This is a genomic window from Paenibacillus sp. F024 (assembly GCF_057814255.1).
Map to the genome: position 1 here is coordinate 1 of NZ_JBVASZ010000013.1, position 22298 is coordinate 22298.

24 protein-coding genes, 1 tRNA gene and 5 pseudogenes are annotated in these 22298 nt (G+C 46.3%); 23 read left to right on the forward strand and 7 right to left on the reverse strand.

The genetic code is table 11. From position 1 onward, the window contains the following. The first annotated feature begins 271 nt into the window (after positions 1 to 271). The 6 genes and pseudogenes from pstC (at position 272) to ACZYR9_RS14650 (ending at position 6786) form a co-directional block, all read left to right on the forward strand. Entirely contained in the window at positions 272 to 1207 is a 936-nt protein-coding gene (pstC, locus tag ACZYR9_RS14625; protein WP_488979230.1) for a phosphate ABC transporter permease subunit PstC, read from the forward strand. Then, on the forward strand, positions 1204 to 2061 hold the full coding sequence (gene pstA, locus ACZYR9_RS14630) for a phosphate ABC transporter permease PstA (RefSeq protein WP_488979231.1): 858 nt from the start codon (positions 1204 to 1206) through the stop codon (positions 2059 to 2061). The genes pstC and pstA overlap by 4 nt, the downstream gene beginning before the upstream one ends. 2 nt (positions 2062 to 2063) lie before the next feature. Then, positions 2064 to 2825 carry a phosphate ABC transporter ATP-binding protein PstB gene (gene pstB, locus ACZYR9_RS14635; RefSeq protein WP_488979232.1) on the forward strand — a complete coding sequence of 254 codons (762 nt, stop codon included), beginning with the start codon at positions 2064 to 2066 and terminating at the stop codon, positions 2823 to 2825. A gap of 33 nt (positions 2826 to 2858) precedes the next feature. Beyond that, positions 2859 to 3518: a phosphate signaling complex protein PhoU gene (gene phoU / locus ACZYR9_RS14640; protein WP_488979233.1), complete on the forward strand. Its 660-nt coding sequence runs from the start codon at positions 2859 to 2861 to the stop codon at positions 3516 to 3518. A gap of 61 nt (positions 3519 to 3579) precedes the next feature. Further along, positions 3580 to 4740: pseudogene (locus ACZYR9_RS14645) on the forward strand (arsenic transporter); the annotation flags it as partial. A gap of 225 nt (positions 4741 to 4965) precedes the next feature. Then, a complete protein-coding gene (locus ACZYR9_RS14650) occupies positions 4966 to 6786 on the forward strand; it encodes a GGDEF domain-containing protein (RefSeq protein ID WP_488979234.1) in 1821 nt (606 codons plus the stop codon). Here ACZYR9_RS14650 and ACZYR9_RS14655 read toward each other — a convergent pair. Continuing rightward, positions 6762 to 7526: an HAD family hydrolase gene (locus tag ACZYR9_RS14655; RefSeq protein ID WP_488979235.1), complete on the reverse strand. Its 765-nt coding sequence runs from the start codon at positions 7524 to 7526 to the stop codon at positions 6762 to 6764. The genes ACZYR9_RS14650 and ACZYR9_RS14655 overlap by 25 nt on opposite strands. Positions 7527 to 7724: 198 nt before the next feature. On the opposite strand from ACZYR9_RS14655, the gene polA reads away from it, so the two are divergent. The 5 genes from polA to ACZYR9_RS14680 all read left to right on the forward strand — a co-directional run bounded on the left by polA (position 7725) and on the right by ACZYR9_RS14680 (position 13289). Next, complete coding sequence (gene polA / locus ACZYR9_RS14660; RefSeq protein WP_488979236.1) at positions 7725 to 10424, forward strand: DNA polymerase I; 2700 nt, start codon at positions 7725 to 7727, stop codon at positions 10422 to 10424. A gap of 20 nt (positions 10425 to 10444) precedes the next feature. Further along, positions 10445 to 11299 (forward strand): DNA-formamidopyrimidine glycosylase, encoded by an 855-nt coding sequence (mutM, locus tag ACZYR9_RS14665; protein WP_488979237.1) that lies wholly within the window; start codon positions 10445 to 10447, stop codon positions 11297 to 11299. Between the two features lie 103 nt (positions 11300 to 11402). Beyond that, entirely contained in the window at positions 11403 to 12083 is a 681-nt protein-coding gene (ytaF, locus tag ACZYR9_RS14670) for a sporulation membrane protein YtaF (protein WP_488979238.1), read from the forward strand. A gap of 37 nt (positions 12084 to 12120) precedes the next feature. Beyond that, entirely contained in the window at positions 12121 to 12717 is a 597-nt protein-coding gene (gene coaE, locus ACZYR9_RS14675) for a dephospho-CoA kinase (RefSeq protein WP_488979239.1), read from the forward strand. Then, positions 12714 to 13289 (forward strand): lytic transglycosylase domain-containing protein, encoded by a 576-nt coding sequence (locus ACZYR9_RS14680; protein ID WP_488979240.1) that lies wholly within the window; start codon positions 12714 to 12716, stop codon positions 13287 to 13289. The genes coaE and ACZYR9_RS14680 overlap by 4 nt, the downstream gene beginning before the upstream one ends. Before the next feature lie 87 nt (positions 13290 to 13376). On the opposite strand, the gene ACZYR9_RS14685 is transcribed toward ACZYR9_RS14680, so the two are convergent. Next, on the reverse strand, positions 13377 to 13601 hold the full coding sequence (locus ACZYR9_RS14685) for an alpha/beta-type small acid-soluble spore protein (RefSeq protein ID WP_488979241.1): 225 nt from the start codon (positions 13599 to 13601) through the stop codon (positions 13377 to 13379). A gap of 97 nt (positions 13602 to 13698) precedes the next feature. On the opposite strand from ACZYR9_RS14685, the gene nrdR reads away from it, so the two are divergent. Beyond that, positions 13699 to 14181 (forward strand): transcriptional regulator NrdR, encoded by a 483-nt coding sequence (gene nrdR / locus ACZYR9_RS14690; RefSeq protein WP_488979242.1) that lies wholly within the window; start codon positions 13699 to 13701, stop codon positions 14179 to 14181. Positions 14182 to 14348: 167 nt separating this feature from the next. Continuing rightward, positions 14349 to 14421: transfer RNA gene (locus tag ACZYR9_RS14695), tRNA-Ala, on the forward strand. Between the two features lie 688 nt (positions 14422 to 15109). Here ACZYR9_RS14695 and ACZYR9_RS14700 read toward each other — a convergent pair. Together ACZYR9_RS14700 and ACZYR9_RS14705 are read right to left on the reverse strand one after the other, a co-directional pair. Beyond that, a complete protein-coding gene (locus tag ACZYR9_RS14700; protein ID WP_488979243.1) occupies positions 15110 to 15394 on the reverse strand; it encodes a hypothetical protein in 285 nt (94 codons plus the stop codon). Between the two features lie 37 nt (positions 15395 to 15431). Continuing rightward, positions 15432 to 15830, reverse strand: a complete 399-nt coding sequence (locus ACZYR9_RS14705; protein WP_488979244.1) for a hypothetical protein — start codon at positions 15828 to 15830, stop codon at positions 15432 to 15434. A gap of 111 nt (positions 15831 to 15941) precedes the next feature. Between ACZYR9_RS14705 and ACZYR9_RS14710 the strand changes: the two are divergent. The 3 genes and pseudogenes from ACZYR9_RS14710 to ACZYR9_RS14720 form a co-directional block, all read left to right on the forward strand. Beyond that, positions 15942 to 16040 (forward strand): annotated as a pseudogene (locus ACZYR9_RS14710) (transcriptional regulator); the annotation flags it as partial. Beyond that, a pseudogene (locus ACZYR9_RS14715) lies at positions 16017 to 16268 on the forward strand (hypothetical protein). The pseudogenes ACZYR9_RS14710 and ACZYR9_RS14715, both read left to right, overlap by 24 nt. Positions 16269 to 16372: 104 nt before the next feature. Next, entirely contained in the window at positions 16373 to 16837 is a 465-nt protein-coding gene (locus ACZYR9_RS14720; protein WP_488979245.1) for a DUF8821 family protein, read from the forward strand. Positions 16838 to 17102: 265 nt separating this feature from the next. Here ACZYR9_RS14720 and ACZYR9_RS14725 read toward each other — a convergent pair whose 3' ends face one another. Further along, entirely contained in the window at positions 17103 to 17564 is a 462-nt protein-coding gene (locus ACZYR9_RS14725) for an Hsp20/alpha crystallin family protein (protein ID WP_488979246.1), read from the reverse strand. Between the two features lie 240 nt (positions 17565 to 17804). Between ACZYR9_RS14725 and ACZYR9_RS14730 the strand changes: the two genes are divergently transcribed. The 4 genes from ACZYR9_RS14730 to ACZYR9_RS14745 all read left to right on the forward strand — a co-directional run bounded on the left by ACZYR9_RS14730 (position 17805) and on the right by ACZYR9_RS14745 (position 18934). After that, complete coding sequence (locus ACZYR9_RS14730; protein ID WP_488979370.1) at positions 17805 to 18098, forward strand: hypothetical protein; 294 nt, start codon at positions 17805 to 17807, stop codon at positions 18096 to 18098. Between the two features lie 75 nt (positions 18099 to 18173). Further along, positions 18174 to 18422 carry a hypothetical protein gene (locus tag ACZYR9_RS14735; RefSeq protein ID WP_488979247.1) on the forward strand — a complete coding sequence of 83 codons (249 nt, stop codon included), beginning with the start codon at positions 18174 to 18176 and terminating at the stop codon, positions 18420 to 18422. 13 nt (positions 18423 to 18435) lie between these two features. Next, a complete protein-coding gene (locus tag ACZYR9_RS14740) occupies positions 18436 to 18669 on the forward strand; it encodes a hypothetical protein (protein ID WP_488979248.1) in 234 nt (77 codons plus the stop codon). Positions 18670 to 18697: 28 nt separating this feature from the next. After that, a complete protein-coding gene (locus tag ACZYR9_RS14745; protein WP_488979249.1) occupies positions 18698 to 18934 on the forward strand; it encodes a hypothetical protein in 237 nt (78 codons plus the stop codon). 104 nt (positions 18935 to 19038) lie between these two features. Here the strand turns inward: ACZYR9_RS14745 and ACZYR9_RS14750 are convergent. Further along, positions 19039 to 19860 (reverse strand): annotated as a pseudogene (locus ACZYR9_RS14750) (alcohol dehydrogenase catalytic domain-containing protein); the annotation flags it as partial. Between the two features lie 260 nt (positions 19861 to 20120). Here ACZYR9_RS14750 and ACZYR9_RS14755 point away from each other — a divergent pair. Together ACZYR9_RS14755 and ACZYR9_RS14760 are read left to right on the forward strand one after the other, a co-directional pair. Beyond that, entirely contained in the window at positions 20121 to 20306 is a 186-nt protein-coding gene (locus tag ACZYR9_RS14755) for a LacI family DNA-binding transcriptional regulator (protein WP_488979250.1), read from the forward strand. A 171-nt stretch (positions 20307 to 20477) separates the two neighbouring features. Further along, positions 20478 to 20861 (forward strand): annotated as a pseudogene (locus ACZYR9_RS14760) (substrate-binding domain-containing protein); the annotation flags it as partial. Positions 20862 to 20965: 104 nt separating this feature from the next. On the opposite strand, the gene ACZYR9_RS14765 reads toward ACZYR9_RS14760, so the two are convergent. Next, a complete protein-coding gene (locus ACZYR9_RS14765) occupies positions 20966 to 21055 on the reverse strand; it encodes an armadillo/beta-catenin-like repeat-containing protein (protein ID WP_488979371.1) in 90 nt (29 codons plus the stop codon). 214 nt (positions 21056 to 21269) lie between these two features. Between ACZYR9_RS14765 and ACZYR9_RS14770 the strand changes: the two genes are divergently transcribed. Continuing rightward, positions 21270 to 22283, forward strand: a complete 1014-nt coding sequence (locus ACZYR9_RS14770) for a TAXI family TRAP transporter solute-binding subunit (RefSeq protein ID WP_488979251.1) — start codon at positions 21270 to 21272, stop codon at positions 22281 to 22283. The last annotated feature ends 15 nt before the right edge of the window (positions 22284 to 22298 follow it).

Sequence of the window (22298 nt, forward strand, 5' to 3'; positions counted from 1 at the left end):
AGGGCTGAGAAGTTTGCTTTCTCGTTATTTAGAGCTTTGTTAACCTTTTGGAACCGCCGTATGCGGACCCGCATGTACGGTGGTGTGAGAGGTCGGGGGCTAGGCGCCCCCTCCTACTCGATTTATAAGCATTCTTTTGTAATAAAGTAAAAATTTATATCATCCTACGCGAAAATTTTACATTAGCTTAACAATTGTATGGTTTTGCCCTTACATTTCTACACTATGATTAAGAAGTTCATTTGACTTAGGATTGAGGGGGTATAGGCTGATGGGTTTAGTTTCCGACCAGCTATCAGAACAACAGAAAGAAAAAAGAGATAGGAAAAACGTCCGATGGACAAAGAATCAAAATCGTACCGATCACTTGATGAGGTGGATCTTTATCGCCAGCGCCGTTCTGGTGTCGGCTATTATTTTCTCTATTATCGCCTTTGTAGGTTGGCAGGGCGTTAAAACCTTCACGGACGTGTCCCCGATGGAGTTCTTTTTCTCAACCGACTGGACACCGTCCCAGGATAAATTCGGAGCATTTTCTTTTCTTTACAGCACCATTGTGTTAACGCTTCTCTCCGTTCTGATGTCTGTACCTCTTGCACTTTCAGGAGCTTTATTCATGGCCAAAATCGCTCCTAACTGGGTGCGTGAAATTTTAAGACCGGCAACGGATCTGTTTGTAGGCATTCCATCCGTCGTTTACGGCTTAATCGGCCTGACCGTGATCGTTCCTTTTCTGGCCCAATTTAATGAAGGGTTCGGCTATGGCATTTTGCCTGCAGCCATTATTTTGGCTGTGATGATTTTACCTACAATCCTTTCAATATCGGAGGATGCCATTCGTGCTCTTCCGGACCGGCTGGAGGAAGCTTCTCTTGCCTTGGGAGCCACGCGCTGGCAAACCATTTGGAGAGTTATGCTTCCTGCGGCAAGACCAGGCATCCTGACGGCTATCATTCTTGGTATGGGACGTGCTATCGGAGAAACCATGGCTGTATTTATGGTTATCGGCAATTCGCCGCAGATGCCCAAATCGCTCCTCGATTCCGCAACGGTGCTGACGACCGCCATCGTAAAGGATATGGGGAATACCCATTACGGCAGTACGTGGAATAATGCGCTCTTTTTGATGGCGTTAGTACTGCTGATCATCTCTTTGGTTTTGATCCTTATCATCCGAATCGTGGCTAAGAGGAGTGAATTGAAATGACAAGTAAAATGACAGACCGCTTGGCAACACTGTACTTTTGGGTGACAGGCTTGGCGATCATTCTTATTCTTGCGTGGTTTCTTTTCAGAATATTGGGCGATGGGCTTCACATGCTTACATGGGATTTTATAACGGGGAAGCCCTCGGAATTAATGGCCGGCGGCGGTGTTGGCCCGATGCTTTTTAACTCGTTTTATATTCTTTTTCTATCGCTGCTTTTTTCGCTGCCGATCGGCATTGGCGCGGGTATTTATTTGGCTATTTATGCAAAGAAAAACCGTTTTACGGATTTAGTGCGGATCTCAGTCGAAGCCTTGTCTTCGGTTCCTTCTATCGTCTTCGGCTTATTCGGTTTCCTGCTATTCGTGAATTGGATGGATCTGAAATTTTCCATCATTGGCGGTGCAGCCACATTGGCGCTGCTTAACCTGCCGATTCTCGTGCGGGTAACGGAAGAAGCGATCCGTTCCGTACCGGAATCGTATTGGGAGGCTTCTCTTGCGCTCGGCTCCACTCGCTGGCAGGCCATTCGCAAGGTTTTGATTCCGGCATCGCTGCCAAGCCTCATTACGGGAATTACGCTGGTTGCAGGAAGAGCGTTGGGTGAATCGGCGATTCTCATCTATACGGCAGGTTTATCGGTATCCCGGTTCTTCCCTGATTTTAATCCTCTTAGCATGGGAGAAACCTTGGCTGTTCATTTGTGGTATGTACAATCCGAAGCGATCGTTCCTGATGCACAGGATATTGCAAAGGGAAGTGCGGCGCTGCTGCTGATCGTAGTGCTGTTGTTTAACCTGTTGATTGCTATTCCAAGCCGTATTCTGCAGAAAAAATTATCCGGGGGGAAATGATCATGTCCGAATCGCATAAAATTAAAGTAGACCAGCTAAATTTATATTACGGCGAAAATCACGCTCTGCATAACATTGGTCTTACAATAGAAAAGAACTCGATTACTGCTTTAATCGGACCTTCCGGCTGCGGAAAATCCACTTTTCTGCGTACGTTGAACCGGATGAACGATTTGATTGATAATGTTCGCATTACCGGGAGCGTCTTTGTGGACGGACAAAATATTTATGGTTCGGATACCGATGTCGTTTCCCTTCGCAAGAAAGTCGGTATGGTATTCCAGCGTCCGAATCCGTTTCCTATGAGCATCTACGACAATATCGCATATGGGCCAAGGATCCACGGGATCAAGAAAAAAGCGGTACTGGATGAAATCGTAGAGAGAAGTCTCGTTCAAGCGGCTCTCTGGGATGAAGTAAAGGACCGGCTTGGCAAATCGGCATTGGGCTTATCGGGAGGGCAGCAGCAGCGTCTTTGTATTGCCCGATTGCTTGCGGTAGAGCCGGATGTAGTGCTTATGGATGAGCCTACCTCCGCACTGGACCCCATTTCCACTCTGAAGGTGGAGGAGCTTACCCAAGTGCTGAAAGAAAAATATACGATTATTATCGTAACCCATAACATGCAGCAGGCAGCGCGTATCTCAGATACGACTTCGTTTTTCTTGAATGGGATTTTGGTGGAAACGGATAAGACCGATAAAATCTTCACTACTCCTTCCGATCAAAGAACGGAAGATTATATTACCGGACGCTTCGGTTAATAAGACACGACCAAAAAAGGGAGAGTGTAAAGTATGGATAATCGGATCAACTTCCATCAATCATTGGATAATCTGCAGCAGGACCTGTTACATCTGGGAAAGCTAGTAGAACAATCGATCCATCAAGCGGTGGATGCCCTGGCGAGAATGGATGAAGGCTTGGCCAGACGAACGGTAGAGCAGGATGATCAAATTGATGATCTGACTGCAAAAATCGAAGAAAATTCGTTGAGATTGATTGCGCTGCAGCAGCCGATGGCCAGTGACCTCCGCATCATTAGTATGGCGATCAAAATTGCAACGGATCTGGAACGGATCGCGGATCATGCTGTGGATATCGCCAAAATCTGCATTCGGATGAACGGTCAAGAGCTGGTCAAACCGCTTGTGGACATTCCACGAATGGCTGAATTGAGCAAAACGATGCTTCGTGAAAGTCTGCTCGCTTATACGGAGCAAAACATTCACCGTGCCGCGGCACTGGCGGAGAAGGACGATGAGGTCGATAAGCTCTACAGTTATGTGGTGAATGAACTCATCGGGCTGATGGGCAGCGATTCAAGCCAAAACCGTCAGCTTTCCCAGCTGATGCTGGCTGCATTATTCCTTGAGCGTGTGGCGGACCATACGACGAACATCGGGGAAGGCGTCATCTACATGGTTACAGGAAAACGTAAAGATTTGAATATTTAAAAAACAGCCGGTTTTCCATAGATATGGAAGCCGGTTAATTTTTTATCCCGCTGGAGCGGGCAATGACGTGTGGATCGTAACCGATATGGTCTGGAATGCTACATTGGCCTTTGTCGCCATTATCATGATTTCACTGCTGCTGGATGAAATCGGTTTTTTTGAATGGTCCGCGCTGCATATGGCCCGGTTAGCCAAGGGCAACGGTAAGCTTATGTTTGTTTATGTCATCCTGCTGGGAGCCGCAGTATCGGCTTTCTTCGCTAATGACGGTGCGGCGCTGATCTTGACGCCGATCGTTTTAGCTATGGTCAGGGCATTGAAGTATGACAAGAGCATGATCCTTCCTTTCGTGATCGCCAGCGGGTTTATTGCTGACACGACTTCGCTTCCGTTTACGGTAAGCAACCTGGTCAATATTGTGTCGGCGGACTATTTCGGCATCGGCTTTATTGAATATGCCAGCCGAATGATGGTTCCCAACGTGTTCTCGCTTGGCGCAAGCCTTCTTGTGCTTTACTTGATGTACAGAAAACAAATACCTGCATGCTATGATGTCTCTGAGCTGAAAAAGCCCGCGGATGTCATTAAGGATGTCAAGCTGTTTCGCTTTTCCTGGGTTGTGCTGGGGCTCTTGCTGTTAGCGTATCTGACAAGTGAGTTCCTGAACATTCCCGTATCGATCATTATCGCAACGGTAGCCCTCATCTTTATTGCAGCGGCGCGCGGAAGCCGCACCGTCCAAGCGGGACAAATTCTCAAGGATGCGCCATGGACGGTGGTGGTGTTCTCTATCGGGATGTATGTTGTGGTTTACAGTCTTAAAAATGTGGGTTTGACCGATACGCTTGGATGGGTTATAGAGCAATTCACGGAATATGGCTTGCTTGCCGCCACATTAGGCATGGGCTTCTTGTCCGCGGTACTGTCTTCGGTTATGAATAATTTGCCGACCATCATGATTAACGCCTTGGCGATCCAAGGAATACATCCGACCGGTACGATGCGGGAGGCCCTGATTTACGCTAATGTGATCGGATCCGATCTGGGACCGAAAATCACGCCGATCGGTTCATTGGCCACCTTGCTTTGGCTGCATGTGCTTTCGAGAAAAGGAGTTGCGATTACATGGGGCCAATATTTCCGCATAGGTATCGTACTGACCATTCCAACCTTATTCATCACGTTAATCGGTCTATATTTGTGGCTTGTATGTATAGCGTAATTCATAAAAATCAGGCCAGAACAGATGGAAAAGATCTCGAAAACGCTTTGCTCTCATTGATTGTTACCCGTAGGAGAATTTACTATTACGGGTATTTTGTCTGCCCGGCTTAACGGCTGTATCGTACTGTACAAAGTTTAACAATTCGACAGCTTGAATTTAACATTGGGATGAAATACCTATGTTATTCTTTAGAAAAAGAAACCGGATAAGTAGGGATGGATCATGTCAATAGATATTATGGCTGAAGTAGAAAAGAAAAACCGGGAAAACCGGCGCACAGAGCTGCTAAATATAATACAAAACCGAACGATACTGTCAGTATATCAGCCTATTGTTTCGTTGAGCGACGGACATATCATAGGTTATGAGGCTCTAACCCGGGGGCCGGAACACAGCATGCTTAATTCACCGCTGAATTTGTTTACCGCGGCGGAAGAGGAGGGCCTGTTATATCCCCTGGACCGGCTGGCGAGAACCAAAGCGATTGAGGGAGCCTTTACCGGAACACAGGATCAACTCCTGTTTCTGAATGTATCGGCCGAGATTTTGAACGATCCGGATTTCGTGCCGGGAAAAACTCTGGAGCTCTTGGAAAAACGCGGACTATCTCCGGGAAATGTTGTTTTTGAAATTACGGAACGGAGCTCCATTGAAGATTTTGCAGCAGCCAAGCACATTCTCGACCACTACAGGAAGCAGGGCTACCGTATTGCTATCGATGATGCCGGCGCGGGTTATTCCTCGCTTCAAGCGATTGCAGAGCTGCAGCCTGATTTTATTAAAATGGATCGTTCGCTTGTACATAACCTTCATCGGAACAAAACGAAAGAGTACATTCTTGAGACGATGCTTACTTTTGCGCAAAAGCTGGGTGTTTATTTGATTGCTGAAGGTATAGAAACGCATGAGGAGCTGATGAAGCTTACACGCATGGGGATTCATTACGGACAAGGCTACTTGCTGGGCCGCCCCGGAAGGGAGGAGACCGTTTTGCCCTCCGAGCTGTTTGATCATATTATGCTGCACCGTAAAGTTCTTGAATCGGCTGGCGGCGTCTGGACGATCGGTGACATCTGCGTACCGTGTCAAACCTTTGAATACAGGACTTCGATTTCTGTCGTAGCGAATTATTTTAAGCGTAATACAGATACTGTAGGTGCAGTAGTCGTTAATGAGAATCGGCCGGTCGGCTTAATTATGAGAGATCGGCTGTTTCAACAGTTGGCGGGCCAATATGGCTATTCCTTATTTTGGAACCGACCGATCGATCAGCTGATGGACCCTCACCCGCTCATTGTGGATGAGCAGGCTCCGATAGAACAAGTATCTCAGGACACGACCTCTCGAGATATCCAAAACTTTTATGATTTGGTCATCATAACATCGGAGGGGCATGTGAGGGGGACGGCCTCCATTCGTTCCATTCTGGAGTGTATCACCACCGCAAAGATGGAAAGGGCGAAGGTGGCTAATCCCCTCACCGGCTTGCCCGGAAATATGCAGATTCACCGGGAGATGAATAAACGGACCCTCGATAACGAGAGTTTCTCTGTTATCTATGGGGATATTGATTATTTTAAATGGTTTAATGACCGGTACGGATTTCACAGGGGAGATCAGCTTATCCAGTTTACTGCAGACTGTTTTCAACAGGCGATTGGTTTGCTTGGTACCCCTTATGATTTTGTAGGTCATATCGGGGGCGATGATTTTATCGCCATTACCGGCAGCACTTCCCCCGAAAAGCTTTGCGAAGAAATGCTTCGGCGTTTTGATCTGGGAGCAAAAGCTTTCTACGATTATGATGACTGGATATACGTTGAGGACCGGCAGGGCAGACGCATGGAAAGTGAAGGGGTTACTTTGTCGCTTTCTCTTGTGATTTGCCATTCGTGCGCAGGTATAAGTCCGGAGCAAATTTCCCGCACCGCAGCCATGGTAAAGAAGCGTTCAAAGGCACACCGCGGCAGCGTCTACTTCTGTGATTTTGTTGGTATGCCTTTCGAAAAAAAGAGTGCTCAAGGAAACAAATCAGACAACTGATCCAATCTCCGGATCAAATATACCTTTCGCTTGCCCAGCCGCTGCTGGGTTATTTTTTTGGTGTCTGGATCTGATGAGAATTCTGATGTGTTTAACCAGACGGCGTCCAGACCCGCTTTTACTGCGCCGCATACATCGTGTTTCCAGGAATTCCCGACCATGACGGCTTGCTTGGGGGAGAGCTGCATCATTTTGAGCGCTCTTTTGAATAAATATGGAGCCGGTTTTTTGTCGGCCGGCTTCAATGCAGTAAATACATTCTCGGGGGGAAAGAACGTGTCGAGATTAAACCGCTTGAGCATCTGCAGCACTTCAGACCGGGGACTATTGCTGATAATGGCCAGCCGGTAGCTGCGGGACAACGTCTCCAGCATCTCCCGCGTACGCGGAGGCATGGTTTTGGCTTCCAGCTGAAGCCGCCTGATTTCCTGTATAAAGCCGCGCGTTAAAGCGCCGGTTACCGGAATGTGCATCGCTTCCATCGCTTCCTTTAAGCACTGCTGCTGGAGCTCATCGAGCTGCTTGAAGGTGATCCTCGACTTTTTTTGCTGCTGCCATCTGCAGATGTACTGGGTCCACACTTGCTCTGCCTTTGGTTTCTCATCCTGCGACCATCTGCCGGTGAAATGCTCCCATGCAAGCCGAAAGCCTTCCTCGAAGCTTAAATTTTGCTGCACTAACGTTTGATTTACATCGAAAAAAATAATGCGTTTGCCGGTCAGTCGTACGGTTTCATTCATAGGACGGTTCCTCCGATCTCCCTTTCATGCTTTGTACTTGCCGTTCATGCAGACGGGTAGGGATCAAAGTTACTACATTTTATGCGGCAACAAAGGCGCACACTCCTTTTTTCAGGAAGGAAGCTAAGGTTTTTTTCTGTGGCCGTCCTATGCTATCATGTAAGAAGCAGATAGTTTCACGAAAATGGGGTGTAGTCTTTGTCCAAGTTGATTTTGATTGATGGCAACAGCATCGCGTATCGCGCGTTTTTTGCGCTGCCGCTGCTCAGTAATTCGAAGGGATTGCACACGAATGCGGTCTACGGCTTTACGACGATGCTGCTTAAACTGATAGAAGAACAAAAACCGACGCATTTTCTTGTGGCGTTCGATGCCGGGAAAACGACGTTTCGACATAAAGGCTACGCAGATTACAAGGGGGGAAGGGAAAAGACCCCTCCCGAGCTTTCCGAGCAGTTTCCCGTTTTGAAGGAGCTGCTGGAATCGTTTGGCGTCCGGCAATTTCAATTGGACGGCTATGAAGCCGATGATATCATTGGCACACTAACGCGTACCGCGGACGGGCAGAACGGTATGGAAGTGCTTGTAGTGACCGGCGATAAAGACATGCTGCAGCTTGCTTCAGATAACGTAAAGATTGCGCTGACACGCAAAGGGATCAGCGAGGTGGAGCTGTACGATCCGGCTTATATCGAAGAAAAATACGGGCTGAAGCCGGTTCAAATTATTGATCTCAAAGGTCTTATGGGGGATACCAGCGATAATATTCCCGGCATCCCGGGTGTGGGAGAGAAGACGGCCCTGAAGCTCCTGCACGAATACGGATCGGTGGAAAAGGTGCTTGAGAATGCATCGAACATCAAAGGAAAGATGGGCGAGAAGGTCGCCGCTCACGCTGATGATGCGCGGATGAGCAAGGAGCTGGCGACGATTTTCCGCGAGGTTCCGGTAGATATTCCTTGGGACGATCTGGCGTACGGCGGATACAATGAACAAGCTTTGGGGGACATGTTCCGCAAGCTGGAATTTAAATCGCTGCTGGAGCGGCTGAACCTGCCTAATGGAGGAGGCCAAGACGTTTCGGCGGACGCTGCAGGCTCGTCCCAGGCAGAGGCTAAGATTCAAGCTATTCAGGTTACGCCGGAGGGGCTGGGAGAACTGGTCGAAGTGCTGCCCGGCGTTCGGGCGCTGCACGTTGAAGTGATCGGGGATAACCCGCATACGGGAGAAGTGCTCGGCTTGTCCTTTTATACCGAGACAGACGCCGATATGGAACCGACAGGCTATTATTTGCCGTTTGAGCTTCTTAAACAGGAGACGGATGGGGCTGACAGCGTGCGTCAGTGGTTGGCGGACGAGAAGAAATCCATCGCCGTATACGATCTTCACCGCGCGGTGGTGGCACTCTTTTGGCAGGGGCTGGAGCTGCGCGGCGTAAGCTTTGATGTGCTGCTTGCCGGTTATTTGCTTGATCCTACGGAGTCTGCGCTGACCTTGCACGGACTTTCCGCCCGTTACGGCAAGTCTGCGATCCCCGCCGATGAGGACGTATTCGGCAAAGGCGCCAAATTCAAGCTTCCGGAGGCGGATGTTCTGAGCAGCTTGATGTGCCGTAAGGCATTAGCTGTGCAGCAGTTGGCCGAGACACTGCAATCCGAGCTTGAGTCCAGCGGAATGAATGAGCTGTTTCACGAGCTTGAGCTTCCTTTGGCGCTGGTGCTTGCCTCGATGGAACGCAAAGGGATTAAAGTGGACGTCGAGGAGCTCAAAGCTTACGGCGCGGAGCTTGGCAAACAGCTGGAGAAGATCATGCAGTCGATTTATGATGAGGCAGGGGTGGAGTTTAACATCAACTCTCCCAAGCAGCTGGGGGAAATCTTGTTTGAGAAGCTTCAGCTTCCGGTGATCAAGAAAACGAAGACAGGCTATTCTACCGATGCGGAAGTGCTCGAAAAGCTCGAGCCCTATCATCCGATGGTCGGACATATTCTCCATTACCGGACGTTGGCCAAGCTGCAGTCCACTTACGTGGAAGGCTTGCTCAAAGAGGTCCGCCCGGAAACCGGGAAAGTGCACACTTACTATAGACAGACCATTGCAGCCACCGGCCGTCTGAGCAGCCAATATCCGAATCTGCAGAATATTCCGATCCGCTTGGAGGAAGGACGTAAAATCCGCAAGGTCTTCAAACCCTCAGAATCCGGATGGCGTATTCTGACCGCGGATTATTCGCAGATCGAGCTGCGTGTGCTGGCTCATATCTCTCAGGATGAGAAGCTGATCGAAGCGTTTCGCGAGAACATGGACATTCATACGAAAACGGCGATGGATGTATTCGGCGTGCCGGAGGACGGCGTCGATTCGAATATGCGCCGCCAGGCGAAAGCCGTCAATTTCGGCATTGTTTACGGCATCAGCGATTACGGTTTGTCTCAGAATTTGAATATTACCCGCAAGGATGCGGCGAAGTTTATCGAGCAGTATTTTGCCGTTTTCCAAGGGGTTCGCCAATATATGGACGATATTGTCAAGCAAGCGCGTGAGGATGGGTATGTGACCACACTTCTCCACCGCCGCCGGTATTTACCGGAAATTAAGGCTTCCAATTTCAATCTTCGTTCGTTCGCTGAACGGACCGCAATGAATACGCCGATCCAAGGCACTGCGGCGGATATTATCAAGCTGGCCATGGTGCAGCTGGACAAGCGGATGAAGGAAGAGGGAGTCAAGAGCCGGCTGCTGCTTCAGGTGCACGATGAATTGGTGCTCGAGGTGCCTGAGGATGAGCTGGAGACCATGAAGAAGATGGTTGCCGAAGTGATGGAAAACGCGCTCGAGCTCGATGTACCGCTGAAGGTAGATGTGGATGACGGAGTCAACTGGTACGAGGCGAAGTAAACGCAGGGAGGGAAGACATCATGCCAGAGCTGCCGGAGGTAGAAACGGTCCGGAGGACGCTGAATCAATTGGTGATCGGAAAGACGGTGGAGCGGGTTTCGGTTAGGCTGCCGCGAATTATTCAGTATCCTTACGATATTGAGGAATTTCAAATGCTCCTGAGTGGAGAAACCATCCAGTCGGTGGAACGCAGAGGCAAATTTCTGCGGCTTATGTTCGACCATTATACGCTCGTCTCGCATCTTCGCATGGAAGGCAGATATGGTCTGTATCGAAGCGATGAGCCGATGGAGCTGCACACGCATGTCGTGTTTTATTTTACAGACGGCACCGAGCTGAGATACAAGGATGTGCGCCAATTCGGTACGATGCATCTTTATCCGAAGAATCAGGATTTGCTTGAAGTTCCGTTAAAAAAGCTGGGGCTGGAGCCTTTGGACGAGGCCTTTACATTTGAGGCGTTCCGGGACAGGATCGGGTCGCGTCCCACCAAAATTAAGCCGCTGCTCTTAAATCAGGAATATATTGTGGGGATCGGGAATATCTATGTGGATGAATCGCTGTTTCTGGCCGGTATTCATCCCGAGAGGGAAGCCCGCAGCTTGAACAAGCTTGAGATGGCCAAACTGTATGAGGCGATCGTGACGACCTTGAAGGAGGCCGTGGCTGTAGGCGGCTCTACCATTAAATCGTATGTGAACGGTCAAGGCGAAATCGGCATGTTTCAGCATCAGTTTAAAATGTACGGCCGCAAAGACGAGCCCTGCTTTCAATGCGGACACCACATCGAAAAAATGGTTTTAGGGGGACGAGGGACCCACTATTGCCCCCAATGCCAGCCTTTAAAACGCAGAAGGAGTAAACGGACTTTATAGCTTAAAGTGTTATGCACTATAGGAAGGATGCCCGTTATGCACCCCCCGCCCAGATCCTCCATATAGTATGGAGTAAAGTTGATCTGATGAGGGAGGAAAGAGCATGCTGCCTGTCGTCTCATTGATGCTATTGGCGTTTGCCGTCAGTTTGGACGGATTCGGAGTCGGAGTGATGTATGGACTTCGTAAAATTCGTATTCCCCTGCTGTCGATTGTCATAATATCGTTTTGTTCCGGCCTGATTATTTATACATCCATGCAGGTCGGCGTGCTGATGAGTCGATTCGTCGATCCAGAGGCCGCCAAATATGTCGGAGCTTTTATCCTAATGGGCATCGGCGTGTGGGCGGTATATCAAATGTTTTCGGACAAAAAGGATGAAGAGACAAACGACGAAGCCGAGAGAGCGCCTATTGTGGCAGAACCTGCATCCGTACCGGCCAAAGCCATATGGTATATTGAGCTGAAAAGGCTCGGGCTTGTCATCCAAATCTTACGGACACCGTCCATTGCCGATGTCGACCGGTCGGGCAATATCTCGGCATACGAAGCTGTACTGCTGGGCGTCGCTTTGTCTCTGGATGCGTTTGGTGCCGGGATCGGGGCCGCACTTCTTGGATTCACACCGTGGCTCACCGCGGCAGTCATTGCATTGGCCAGCGGTATGTTTCTTGGCTTAGGCCTACAGATCGGATTCCGGTATGCGGAGCTGAAGTGGATTCGCAAGCTTTCTATTTTACCCGGATTTCTACTGATCTTGATGGGCATCATGAAATTATTGTAACGGTTACTGCACTTATTTTGGTTTAGGGGGAGACCCATTGAACATCGGATTAACCGGGGGCATCGCCTGCGGCAAAAGTACAGTGGCTGCTATGCTTGTCCGCCGCGGAGCGCTGTTGATCGATGCGGACCGCATCGCCAGAGAAGTGGTGGAGCCAGGCACCCCCGTCTTAACTCAAGTCATCGAACGATTTGGAGCCGACCTTCTGAGAAAGGACGGCTCCCTAGACAGGAAAAAGCTTGGAGAACGCGTCTTCGGAAATCCGGATGCGTTAAAGGATCTCGAAGCTTTGCTGCATCCGCCGATTCGTGCGGCGATGCGCGAGCGGATGCAGGCTTACGAGACGCAGTATCCGGACAAGCTGGTCGTTGTGGATGTTCCGCTTTTGTACGAATCGAATTTGCAATCGATGTACAAGCAGGTTATGGTAGTTTATGTGCCTCGGCGCGTTCAAATGGAACGTTTGATGAAGCGGGACGGGTTAACCGAGGAACAGGCGATGAAACGGCTGAACTCACAAATGCCGATTGAAATGAAAAAAGAATTGGCCGATATCGTTATTGATAATTCAGGTACGATGGAGGAAACAGATCAGCAGATTGAACAATTTTGGTCGGAGAGGGGACTATCATGAGCTTTTTACGCAAAAAGCGAGTGTTCGCCCTGCTTCTGCTGACGTTTTTGTTATTTTTGTTTCTAGGCACGAATATCTTGGGGCGTTTTATGTACCCGATTCATTATAAGGATGAAATTCGCCAAAGCGCAGAGAAGTACCAGCTTGATCCTTTTCTAATTGCTGCCGTGATACGGGTAGAAACCAACTATAAGCCTGATGTGACCTCCAGTAAAGGCGCATACGGTCTTATGCAGTTGATGCCGGATACCTCGGATTGGATTATAGAGAGAGCTTCATTTCCTAGTACGTTCAAAAATCGGTTGGACGTGCCTGAAGTTAACATTGAGTTGGGTTCATGGTATTTGAACTGGCTGTTTAAGCAGTTTAACGGCAATACGTTTGCCGTCCTTGCCGGTTACAATGCAGGACACGGTAAAGTAAGCCGTTGGCTGCAGGAGGGAAGATGGGACGGAACGCTCGATAATAGCGAGCAAATTCCTTATGGCGAGACCAAGCGCTATGTACAGCGTGTCACGTATTATTATGACAAGTATTACAAAACCTATGCGGAGGATTGGGGAATCCGTTGAACTTTAAATAAAAGAAGTGCCGGACAAGGACTCCTTAAGGGGAGCATTGTCCGGACTGCTTCTTCTCGTATGCTTCAAAACGTGTTATTATTTGAATTGACCAGCGATTTGCTGCTCGGCGATTTGCACCAGGCGGCGGGTAATATGACCACCGATCGCACCAGTATCACGAGTAGCCATGTTACCGTAGTAGCCATCTTGAGGAATGGCAATACCCAGCTCTTGAGCTACTTCGTACTTCATTTGATCCAAAGCGGCATTTGCTTGAGGCACTACCAATGCATTGCTGCTGCGGGATTGACCTGCACCCATGTCTGTTCACCTCCTTGTCGTTGGTAAACCTATTATGTGCGTTTACACGAATCTCATGTCAGGGAGCTGTTGGGAATTATGGAAAGGAGGAAAACCGATGAAATGTCCATATTGCGATTATCCCGGCACCAAAGTGTTAGACTCGCGTTCTGCAAATGAGAATAAATCGATCAGACGCCGCCGCGAGTGCGAGAAATGCCAGAAGCGCTTCACCACTTTCGAAATGGTTGAAGAAACCCCGTTAATTGTCATTAAGAAAGACGGCAGCCGTGAAGAATTCAGCCGGGAGAAGATGCTCCGTGGGCTTATCCGCGCTTGCGAGAAACGGCCGGTGTCCGTGGAAAGATTGGAAATGATCGTCTCCGAGGTTGAGAAGCAGATGCGTAACACCGCCCAGGCTGAAGTAGACAGCCGCGAGATCGGCGAGATCGTCATGTCTGAATTATATCCCGTTGACGAGGTAGCCTATATTCGTTTTGCTTCCGTTTACCGGCAGTTTAAAGATATCAATATGTTCATGAAGGAGCTAAATGAGCTTCTCTCCAAGCATCAAGTAGGCGGGAACGGCGGCCGAAATTAACATTCGAAAAAAATGTTGACAAGCCCCTTCCCGTTGTGGTATCTTTATTTTTGTCGCCGCTAGAGAACATGACGACAAAACATCACGGTGCCATAGCACAGCCGGGCGCACGTCGTTACCGGTTTGACTACCCGGAAAATTGAATACCAGCAGCACTTTTATGGTGTGGGGAATTAGCTCAGCTGGGAGAGCGCGTCGCTGGCAGCGACGAGGTCAGGGGTTCGAGCCCCCTATTCTCCATAAGAGTTTGGCGGAAGAACGGCAGAGTTGTCGTTCTTTTTGTTTATAATCATGCTACCGTACTCTACGCATGTAGAGTGCTGTGTGTCGCTGGTGAGGGTAAGATAGATAGGAAAATTAATACAATTAAATTATTTATGGAAGTAATCGAGGTCAGGGGTTCGAGCCCCCCAGGGTCCACCAACCATTTAAACCAAAACGGCAGATATGTCGTCTTTTTTGTTGTTAACTCCATTAAATGGGTCTCTAAAATTAACTGTGTAAACTCTCCAATCAATCTATTATTCATTCTGGATTATCTAACTGGGGACAAATCTTGCTCCAGTTCTCGGTATTCTTCCCTGACCGAATTGGCCCCCATTTACCGTAACGTGATTCGCAGGGTTTCTTTAGGAGTGTTTACACCAAATTCTTGACAGACTCCATTAAATTCCCACTGCATCTCCAAGACGATGGTAAAGCAGCCTTTTTCCAAACGCATTTTGTTTTTGCATACTAAGTGATTCTTAGGTATTGCTTGTCCAACGAATGAACGGAAACATGCACACGGCCAGCGCAATTGCTTTTATTGGCAATTTCGCACCCAACTCACGATTACCTTATTACTTCAAAGATGAAAACCTGTAGGCACTGTTCCTGATGAAAGGTTGCCTACAGGATGATTGCAAGGAAATTGCCGACAATTATGTTAGTTGTTTTTTGTAATTTTAATGTTTAATCGAGGAGGTTCCTCGTCTGTTGAAACATGGATGAAACCGGTGGCTAAAGGCACTTCTTCATGTTGTAGAAAATTTATTTCTGTTGTTTCTTCCTTTTTATTTACATTATAAGAATCTTTTTCTAGCCCCCTTTGTTTTATAACGTTAATTACCTCATCTAATTTATTTAATAATTCTTTGCCGATTTTTAGTTGATAGCAAATGGTCGTCGTGATTACGCAGAGCAAACAGAGAACTAAAATTTGCATAAGCATAAAAACCCTGCCTTTTTAGAGTTTCTAATTATTTGCCTCAAGGGGTTCCAGTTGGAGGTGCATCAATTGGCGGATAAGTGCTTACAAAGTTTGTAGCTGTTGTGCTGTAGTTGTCGCTGACAAGCTTGAAGACTTTCCATACAATTGTAAAAGGCGGTTCAAAAGGACCTGCAAGGAAATGACCACAGTCGTCTGTGATTGCATGTCCAATCGGTGTCAGATCGCACGTGAAACGCGGATCGCCACTATTTGCGCGGAAAAATTTCACGATTGCACAAGGAACAGGAAGACTAGTCTGATCATCGACGACAGTACCGCAGATTACTTTTCTTGGGTCATGAGGCAATCTAATTGTTAAGTCGAGTTGTTGCTCATTATGCGGAAAATCGCCAAACTGTGTTGGCGAAACAACGTTGCGAATTAATCGATATCCCATTTTTTTCACCTCCTTGTCTTCAGATGCTGTCTCGTATGAAATGCAGTGAAGCTTGGTCATCGACTCTAGCTTAATTTATAGAAAAATAGGTTCTAATTATATAAGTATATTTATAGACTAATCGCCTATCCACTCAGAGAAATTCAAGGTTGGGTGGCTTTCTACAGCAAGTTCTGGAGTGCGAATATGTTGCGCTTGAACCAACTATTAACCTTATCTATGGATTTTCAGTTCACGGCTTCGATTGAAAAGCTTTGGTCCGCCTTAACCGACTCAAGCAAGCTTGCCAAGTGGGTGGCCAATATCCAAACCGGTGAGGGGATGGAAAATAATTTCATCTCGAACAAACGGGAATCTCAAACGCTCAAGCACTCAATGGAGCTAAGTATGGATGGGGGAAATGGTACGGCGAGCTTTGAAAAGGTGTTGGAGCAGTAACCGCATTCGGCAATACAAATAAGATGGTGCAACGAAACGGCTTTGTTTTTGATGAAATGTGGATTCCTCTTGTTTAGGAAAAAAGGATACAAGGAGAGATGGAATTGTCTTGCATCGTTGATTTCAAAAATGTGTCTACGGTTGGTTTTGATTCTTCACCTGTAGCAGAAGCTCTTGCTGGTTTACGTGCTAATGAAGCCCGATACTTTATGAACAAATACAAGCATGAATTTACGGTTGTGCCAGCCAGCGAAAGTCAGGAGACCCTAGATTATGTGAATCGAATTTTGAAAGAAGAACGTCATATTGAGTTTTCAAGCAAGCCTTTAGAAACGTCGCGTTTTCAAGTGGAAAATATCAAATGGGCCTTCGTCTTTTATGAGGATGGTCTAGAGGTCAACGTCATGTATACGGCTGATGATCCTAAGAAGCGGGCCGTTGGTTTTAAGCTTTCTGAGGGGATGGAGGTACCTAAGGAGTTAGAAGAAAAGTTTAAGTTTGCTAGACAGAAGTCTAAACTAGCTGGAACAATTCGAGGCTCGTTTTTTGTAATTAAAGGAGAATATTAAAGTAAGCTACAATCTCGCTCCACCCGATTTCCAGCTTTTATTTATGAGTGTTCGCCCGCGCGGAGGAGTGCAGCGTACCTCGTCCCCGGTCTATTTTGTTTTTTTAACCTGGGGCGGCATTTGGTTGAGTAATGATCCATCGAGTAAACTCATTCCTTTTGAAAAGGTACAGGGAATTTGGGCATACCTCTATGTTTCAATGGCTTGCCAAATGCGGGAAAAGTCGCACAGTACGAGCTGACAGCCGATTTAAAGAAACCAAGAGCTAATCGATGATTATTTTTTCATTAGATCTGTAGGTTCTGGGAATTCTAATGACAATGGTGCCTTTAGCGAATTTGGCTGTAATGTTCGTCTCCGGTCCGACCGGCTCAGGCAAAGTAATCGTTCGGTCAAACTTACCGTCGAACCTCTCTCTATGAACGGTTTTCAAATTACCGTAAACGCCATTCAAAACACCCGTAATGTTTAAATTATAATCAGCGACTGATAACTCCACGTCTTCTTTTCGAACTCCCGGAAGATCCATTACGATAATCCATTCCTGTTGACTTTGAAAGATGTCCACAGGAGGAAATAAAGGTTTGGACGGCGCTTCGGCCGATGAAGTCGTCAACTGATCCATCATTTGTTTTGTATAGTCGGTATCAAATACATCGTCCCAAAAGGAGCCTTGTTGAAACTGTTTGGCAAGCTCCATCCATTTTTTCATTTTTTCAAACTCCATACGTTCTTTCCCCCTGCTTCAGGTCTCGATGATCGATTGAGTTATAGAATGAAAATCATGTCATGGGGTGGGCTATAACTATAGCACTAACGATATTTTATTAGAAATCTAGTCATTAAATGCTTAAAACTCACAAAAATTTGCAATAAATATATACCGGTCCAATATAATCGGGCTGATTTATGTATGAAGTTTATGGTCTCTTTCATATTCGTCGATGAAGGGGAATATATATATGGAATGGAGGCTGCGTTTAAAATATCAGCAAGGGAGGTAAGCAAAGTGTCCTTTCCTGTTCCCCAAATTGTGATCAATATTAATATCATTAAAGTCAACTCCTTCGAAAATGCGTCAGCTATAAATGTCGGTCAAAACTTATTGGCGGAATGGCATAATTCTGATAAAAAGAATATGGGTTTAGGACAGAATATGGGGGACGGAAGCAGCTTTTACGGAACTAGAAGCTTTGTGGATGATCGAGACCAAATCGATTCAGCCTCGTCATTTGAGTCGGAGCGGACACCGTTACCTTAAATGAATGATTTTACATGCTAAAGGCATCATCGTTGCTGGCTATAAATGATACGTCAACAATAGAAAGGAACATGGATGATGTTCTTCAAACCTACAAGTGTAAATATAGGCTTTATGAAAATTAATAATACGGATCAGTTAAGCAGCATTTCTTTTGGATCGACCTTTAAATTTAATCGCAATGTAAGCGCAAAAAAAACACAGGGTTTTGGTCAGCAGCACGCGGATTTGACCCTTCAATTTGATACGGTTCAGATGGTGTTGGATGAGGACGTATTAGATAATCCAGCGATAAAAAACAACCGGTTATCAACAATATTGTGAAGGGGGATACACAATGACCTTTGCTCCGATGGAGATCAATATGCTTGGTTTAAAAATCAATGCTATAGATAATTCGGCGGTCGTGAATATGGGACCCAGTCAGCATATTGATTTGTTTGTGTCATATAAACGAAACCAAGGGATTGGGGAACAAAACGGAGATCTGTCGCCGATAATTTTTCCGCTTTCTTGGGTTTCCGATGCGGATATAAGTGATTCAAAAACGGTGAAGAACAGTATTGTATGAGTTGATAACCAAATGAGGGGTGACAGCTATGCTTTTCTTTACTCCAACTGCAGTTAATATACTGGTTGCTAAAATCAATGCGGTTGATAATGCATCGGTAGTCAATACAGGAGCGATTCAGATTATCGACAAATTAGTATCCTATAAGCGGAATTCGGCGGTAGCGGAGTTAAACGGAGATCTTTCTCCATTAAGCTTACCAATCTCCAGCATTGTCGATCCGGATATAGTAGATAGCGCGACCGCTAAAAACAGTGCAGTCTAAACAAATTCAAATCATCAAAAGCCGGTCACTTCAACCTAGAAGCGGAGCGGCTATTTTTCATTTTAAAGACATTTGAAATAATCAAAGCAATGTCAATTCCCCCTTAAATGGCCGAGCATGAATTGATTATACTTGGACCCATAAACGCCATTCAGCTGGATCGTGCCGAATTTTTTCACTGCATTCATTGGGATTTGAATTGCGCTTAAGGTTCCTCCAACGAGTTTAGCCTTCCACTCTTCCTCTTCCAATGGTGTCCTTTTGCCATCCATTCCAACACAATCAATGACCACATCCGCCCCGCCGCTTGTATGTTCTCTAATATGCTTGTCCATATCGCTGAATTCTACAAAGTTGAACAATTCAACGTTATTCATTTTTTTGCATGATACAAGCGGTAAGGAAGATGATCAATGGCAATAACCCTTTTTGCGCCCTCATCGAGGAAAACTTTTGCGCCATAAGGCCAACAGGGCCGCAGCGAAGGACCACAACCGTATCCCCTTGCTTCATGACCGAATTGTCCACACTCCAATAAGCCGCAGGCAGCACATCGGACAAGAAGAGAAGCTTTTCATTTTCCAATTTGACAAAAGGCATGAAGCTGCCGTAAGGTGCATGCAAAAAGTTCAGCTTGTCCCCCTGGATGTCGATATCGACTTCCGGATTGGAATTGGAATTATCACACTGGCTGCATGAGATATTAAAAGGCAAAACAACCCGATCACCTTTCTTCACCCGGGTTACCTCGGTTCTTTAACGATGTCCATCGATTCATGACCACTCACTTACTCCGGGTACAGCGGGGATGGCTCCCTGATAAATGTGAAGATCAGAACCGCAAATGGCCGTTGATGTAACCCGGACAATAATATCGTCTTTCTTCTGTAGCGTCGGATCGGGTTCTGCTTCACTTGCATATTCATATGGCCATGAAAAGTAATGGCTTTCTCACAAACATCCTCCTAATATGGAATTGTTGGCTCAGACCCATATCTTCCGGTTTTGATTTTAAGGCGCGCTTTATTTTGGTAATGATGCTGTAGAAATATACCTAACGGGCATACAGATTGACGTCATATTATTGGCTAGGTATAATTACGAACGAATATGATCTTCTTCAGACCGTTTTTGACCTGAAGAGGATTTTTTAATGATTACAGGCAAAAAGGGAGGGGACTGCACATTGAAGAGAACGACGCTTAAAGAGGTGGCGGTACTCGCTGGGGTATCTACGGCTGCGGTTTCTAACGCATTAAACGGTAAAAGATACGTTAGCCAAGAAACGAAAGAAAAATCAATAATGTGCCATACAGGAACTGAATTATCAGCCAAACATTCTGGCGAAAAGTTTGCGTGTAAAGGAATCTAGAATTATTGGCATTTTAATTTCCGATATTGCAAACCCCTTCTTTGCGAATGTCGTTCGCGGGATCGAAGAAGAGCTTTCCCAAAAAAATTACGGCATCTTGCTTAGTAATACCGATTCTTCCGTAGAGAAAGAACGTAAGTATCTAAAGATGTTAATCGGCCCCAAAGAGTAGACGGGCTGATCGTTTCATTTGCAGGCAATACGGGCGATTATTTCAAGTCGATCGATAAAACCGGCATACCTATTGTTTTTTTGAACCGTTGTCCGGAATTCATGAATTCCGATGTTATTATGACCAACAATATCCATGGGGGTTATTCGGCCACCGAGCATTTAATCCGTCATGGTTATAGCAAAATTGCGATTATAACAGGTCCGCCAAGTATTAGCACCGGTAAAGATCGTTTGACCGGCTATAAGAGTGCTTTGGAGGATTATGGGGAAGCCGAGTCGGAAGAACTTATCAAGCAAGGTCAATTTGACATTCAAAGCGGCTATGACAAAAGGAAAGAACTCATGGAGCAGGAATTGAAGCCGGCCAAGAGAAGCGGGTGACTATGATCACTTTTCAAGGATGAGTCGTAACAGTTGCAAAAAAAGATTTAGACATAAAAAATTTGACTGAATCGCGTTATAATGGCTTCCATATATAACGAGGTTCATTTTTTTATGCACAAATGGGATAAACACCAACATGAATTGGTGGTTAATGAATTGGACTTCGATTGTAATAACGGATAAAAATATATTCATTATTGACAAATGCCAAGTAGTATTAAATAATAAAGTGTATACAGAACATCGTACATTACATACAATTTGATCGAAGCTTTAAAAAATTCATTTTTAATTGGAGGTGAAGGGAAAGTTCTCTCTATTTATGGTCGGGGTGTAGGGCAAGAAACAGGTAAAGAATTTTTTCAGGAAGGAATGAAAGCGTTTTAATAAAAAGGAGGTAATCTTTTGAAAAAGTTTGTGTTCATGTGTTTGGCGGTGGTGCTTACCATAGCTGCAGGATGTTCCAATTCTGCATCCAACGGTCCTGATGCTAATCAGGCGTCAGGTTCAGATAAAGGGAATTGGCCCAGAGGAATAACTGTAGCTACCAGTTCTATTGGTGGAATTTATCATGCGTGGGCAGGTGCTTGGTCAAGTGTAGTTAGCAACCCGGTAGGAATACCCATGTCGTTAGAGGTTACCGGCGGCGGGGTGGATAATGCCAAGCTAGTTGAGAGCAAACAAGCTGATATTGGTTTGGCTGCGGATGGGATCATTTATGCCGGATTAGAGGGTACAGAGTGGACTAATGGTTCGAAGCATAGTAATTTAAGGGCTCTATTCCCTATGTATCCAGGTTTTTTTCAACTTCACACCTTAACAAAAACAGGGATCAAAAGCATTCACGATCTTAACGGAAAACGATTCGTACCTGGCCCTGCCGGAAGTTCGGCCGATTCGTATTGGAGAATGGTACTAGATCATTTCGGAATTAAAGCCAATATCATCAACAGCGGGTACGCAGATGCCACAGGACAGATGAAAGACGGATTAGTTGACGTTATCGGGCTTGCTCCTACCGGAGTTCCGCATCCATCGACCTCGGAAATCGCAGCGACGGATGACGTTACAGTTTTCGGGATCAGTAAGGAGGATATACAAAATCTGCAAAAAAAATATCCTTATATGCAGTTGGGGCAAATTCCGGCCGGAACGTATAACGGACAAAAAGATGCGGTGGATACGGTTGTTTTATGGAATGTGATGTTCGGACATAAAGACATGCCCGAAAGTCTTGCTTATGAAATTGTAAAAGCAACCTACAGTAATCACGAAAAGCTGGTGAAGGGGCATGCTTCGGCAAAGGATACTATGGAAGAGAATATCATTAATTTAAGCGTGCCACTTCATAAGGGAGCTTATAACTATTTTAATGAAAAAGGATTGGAAGTGCCCAAACAAGCCATGCCTCTGGAATAAAAATATTGATTACTA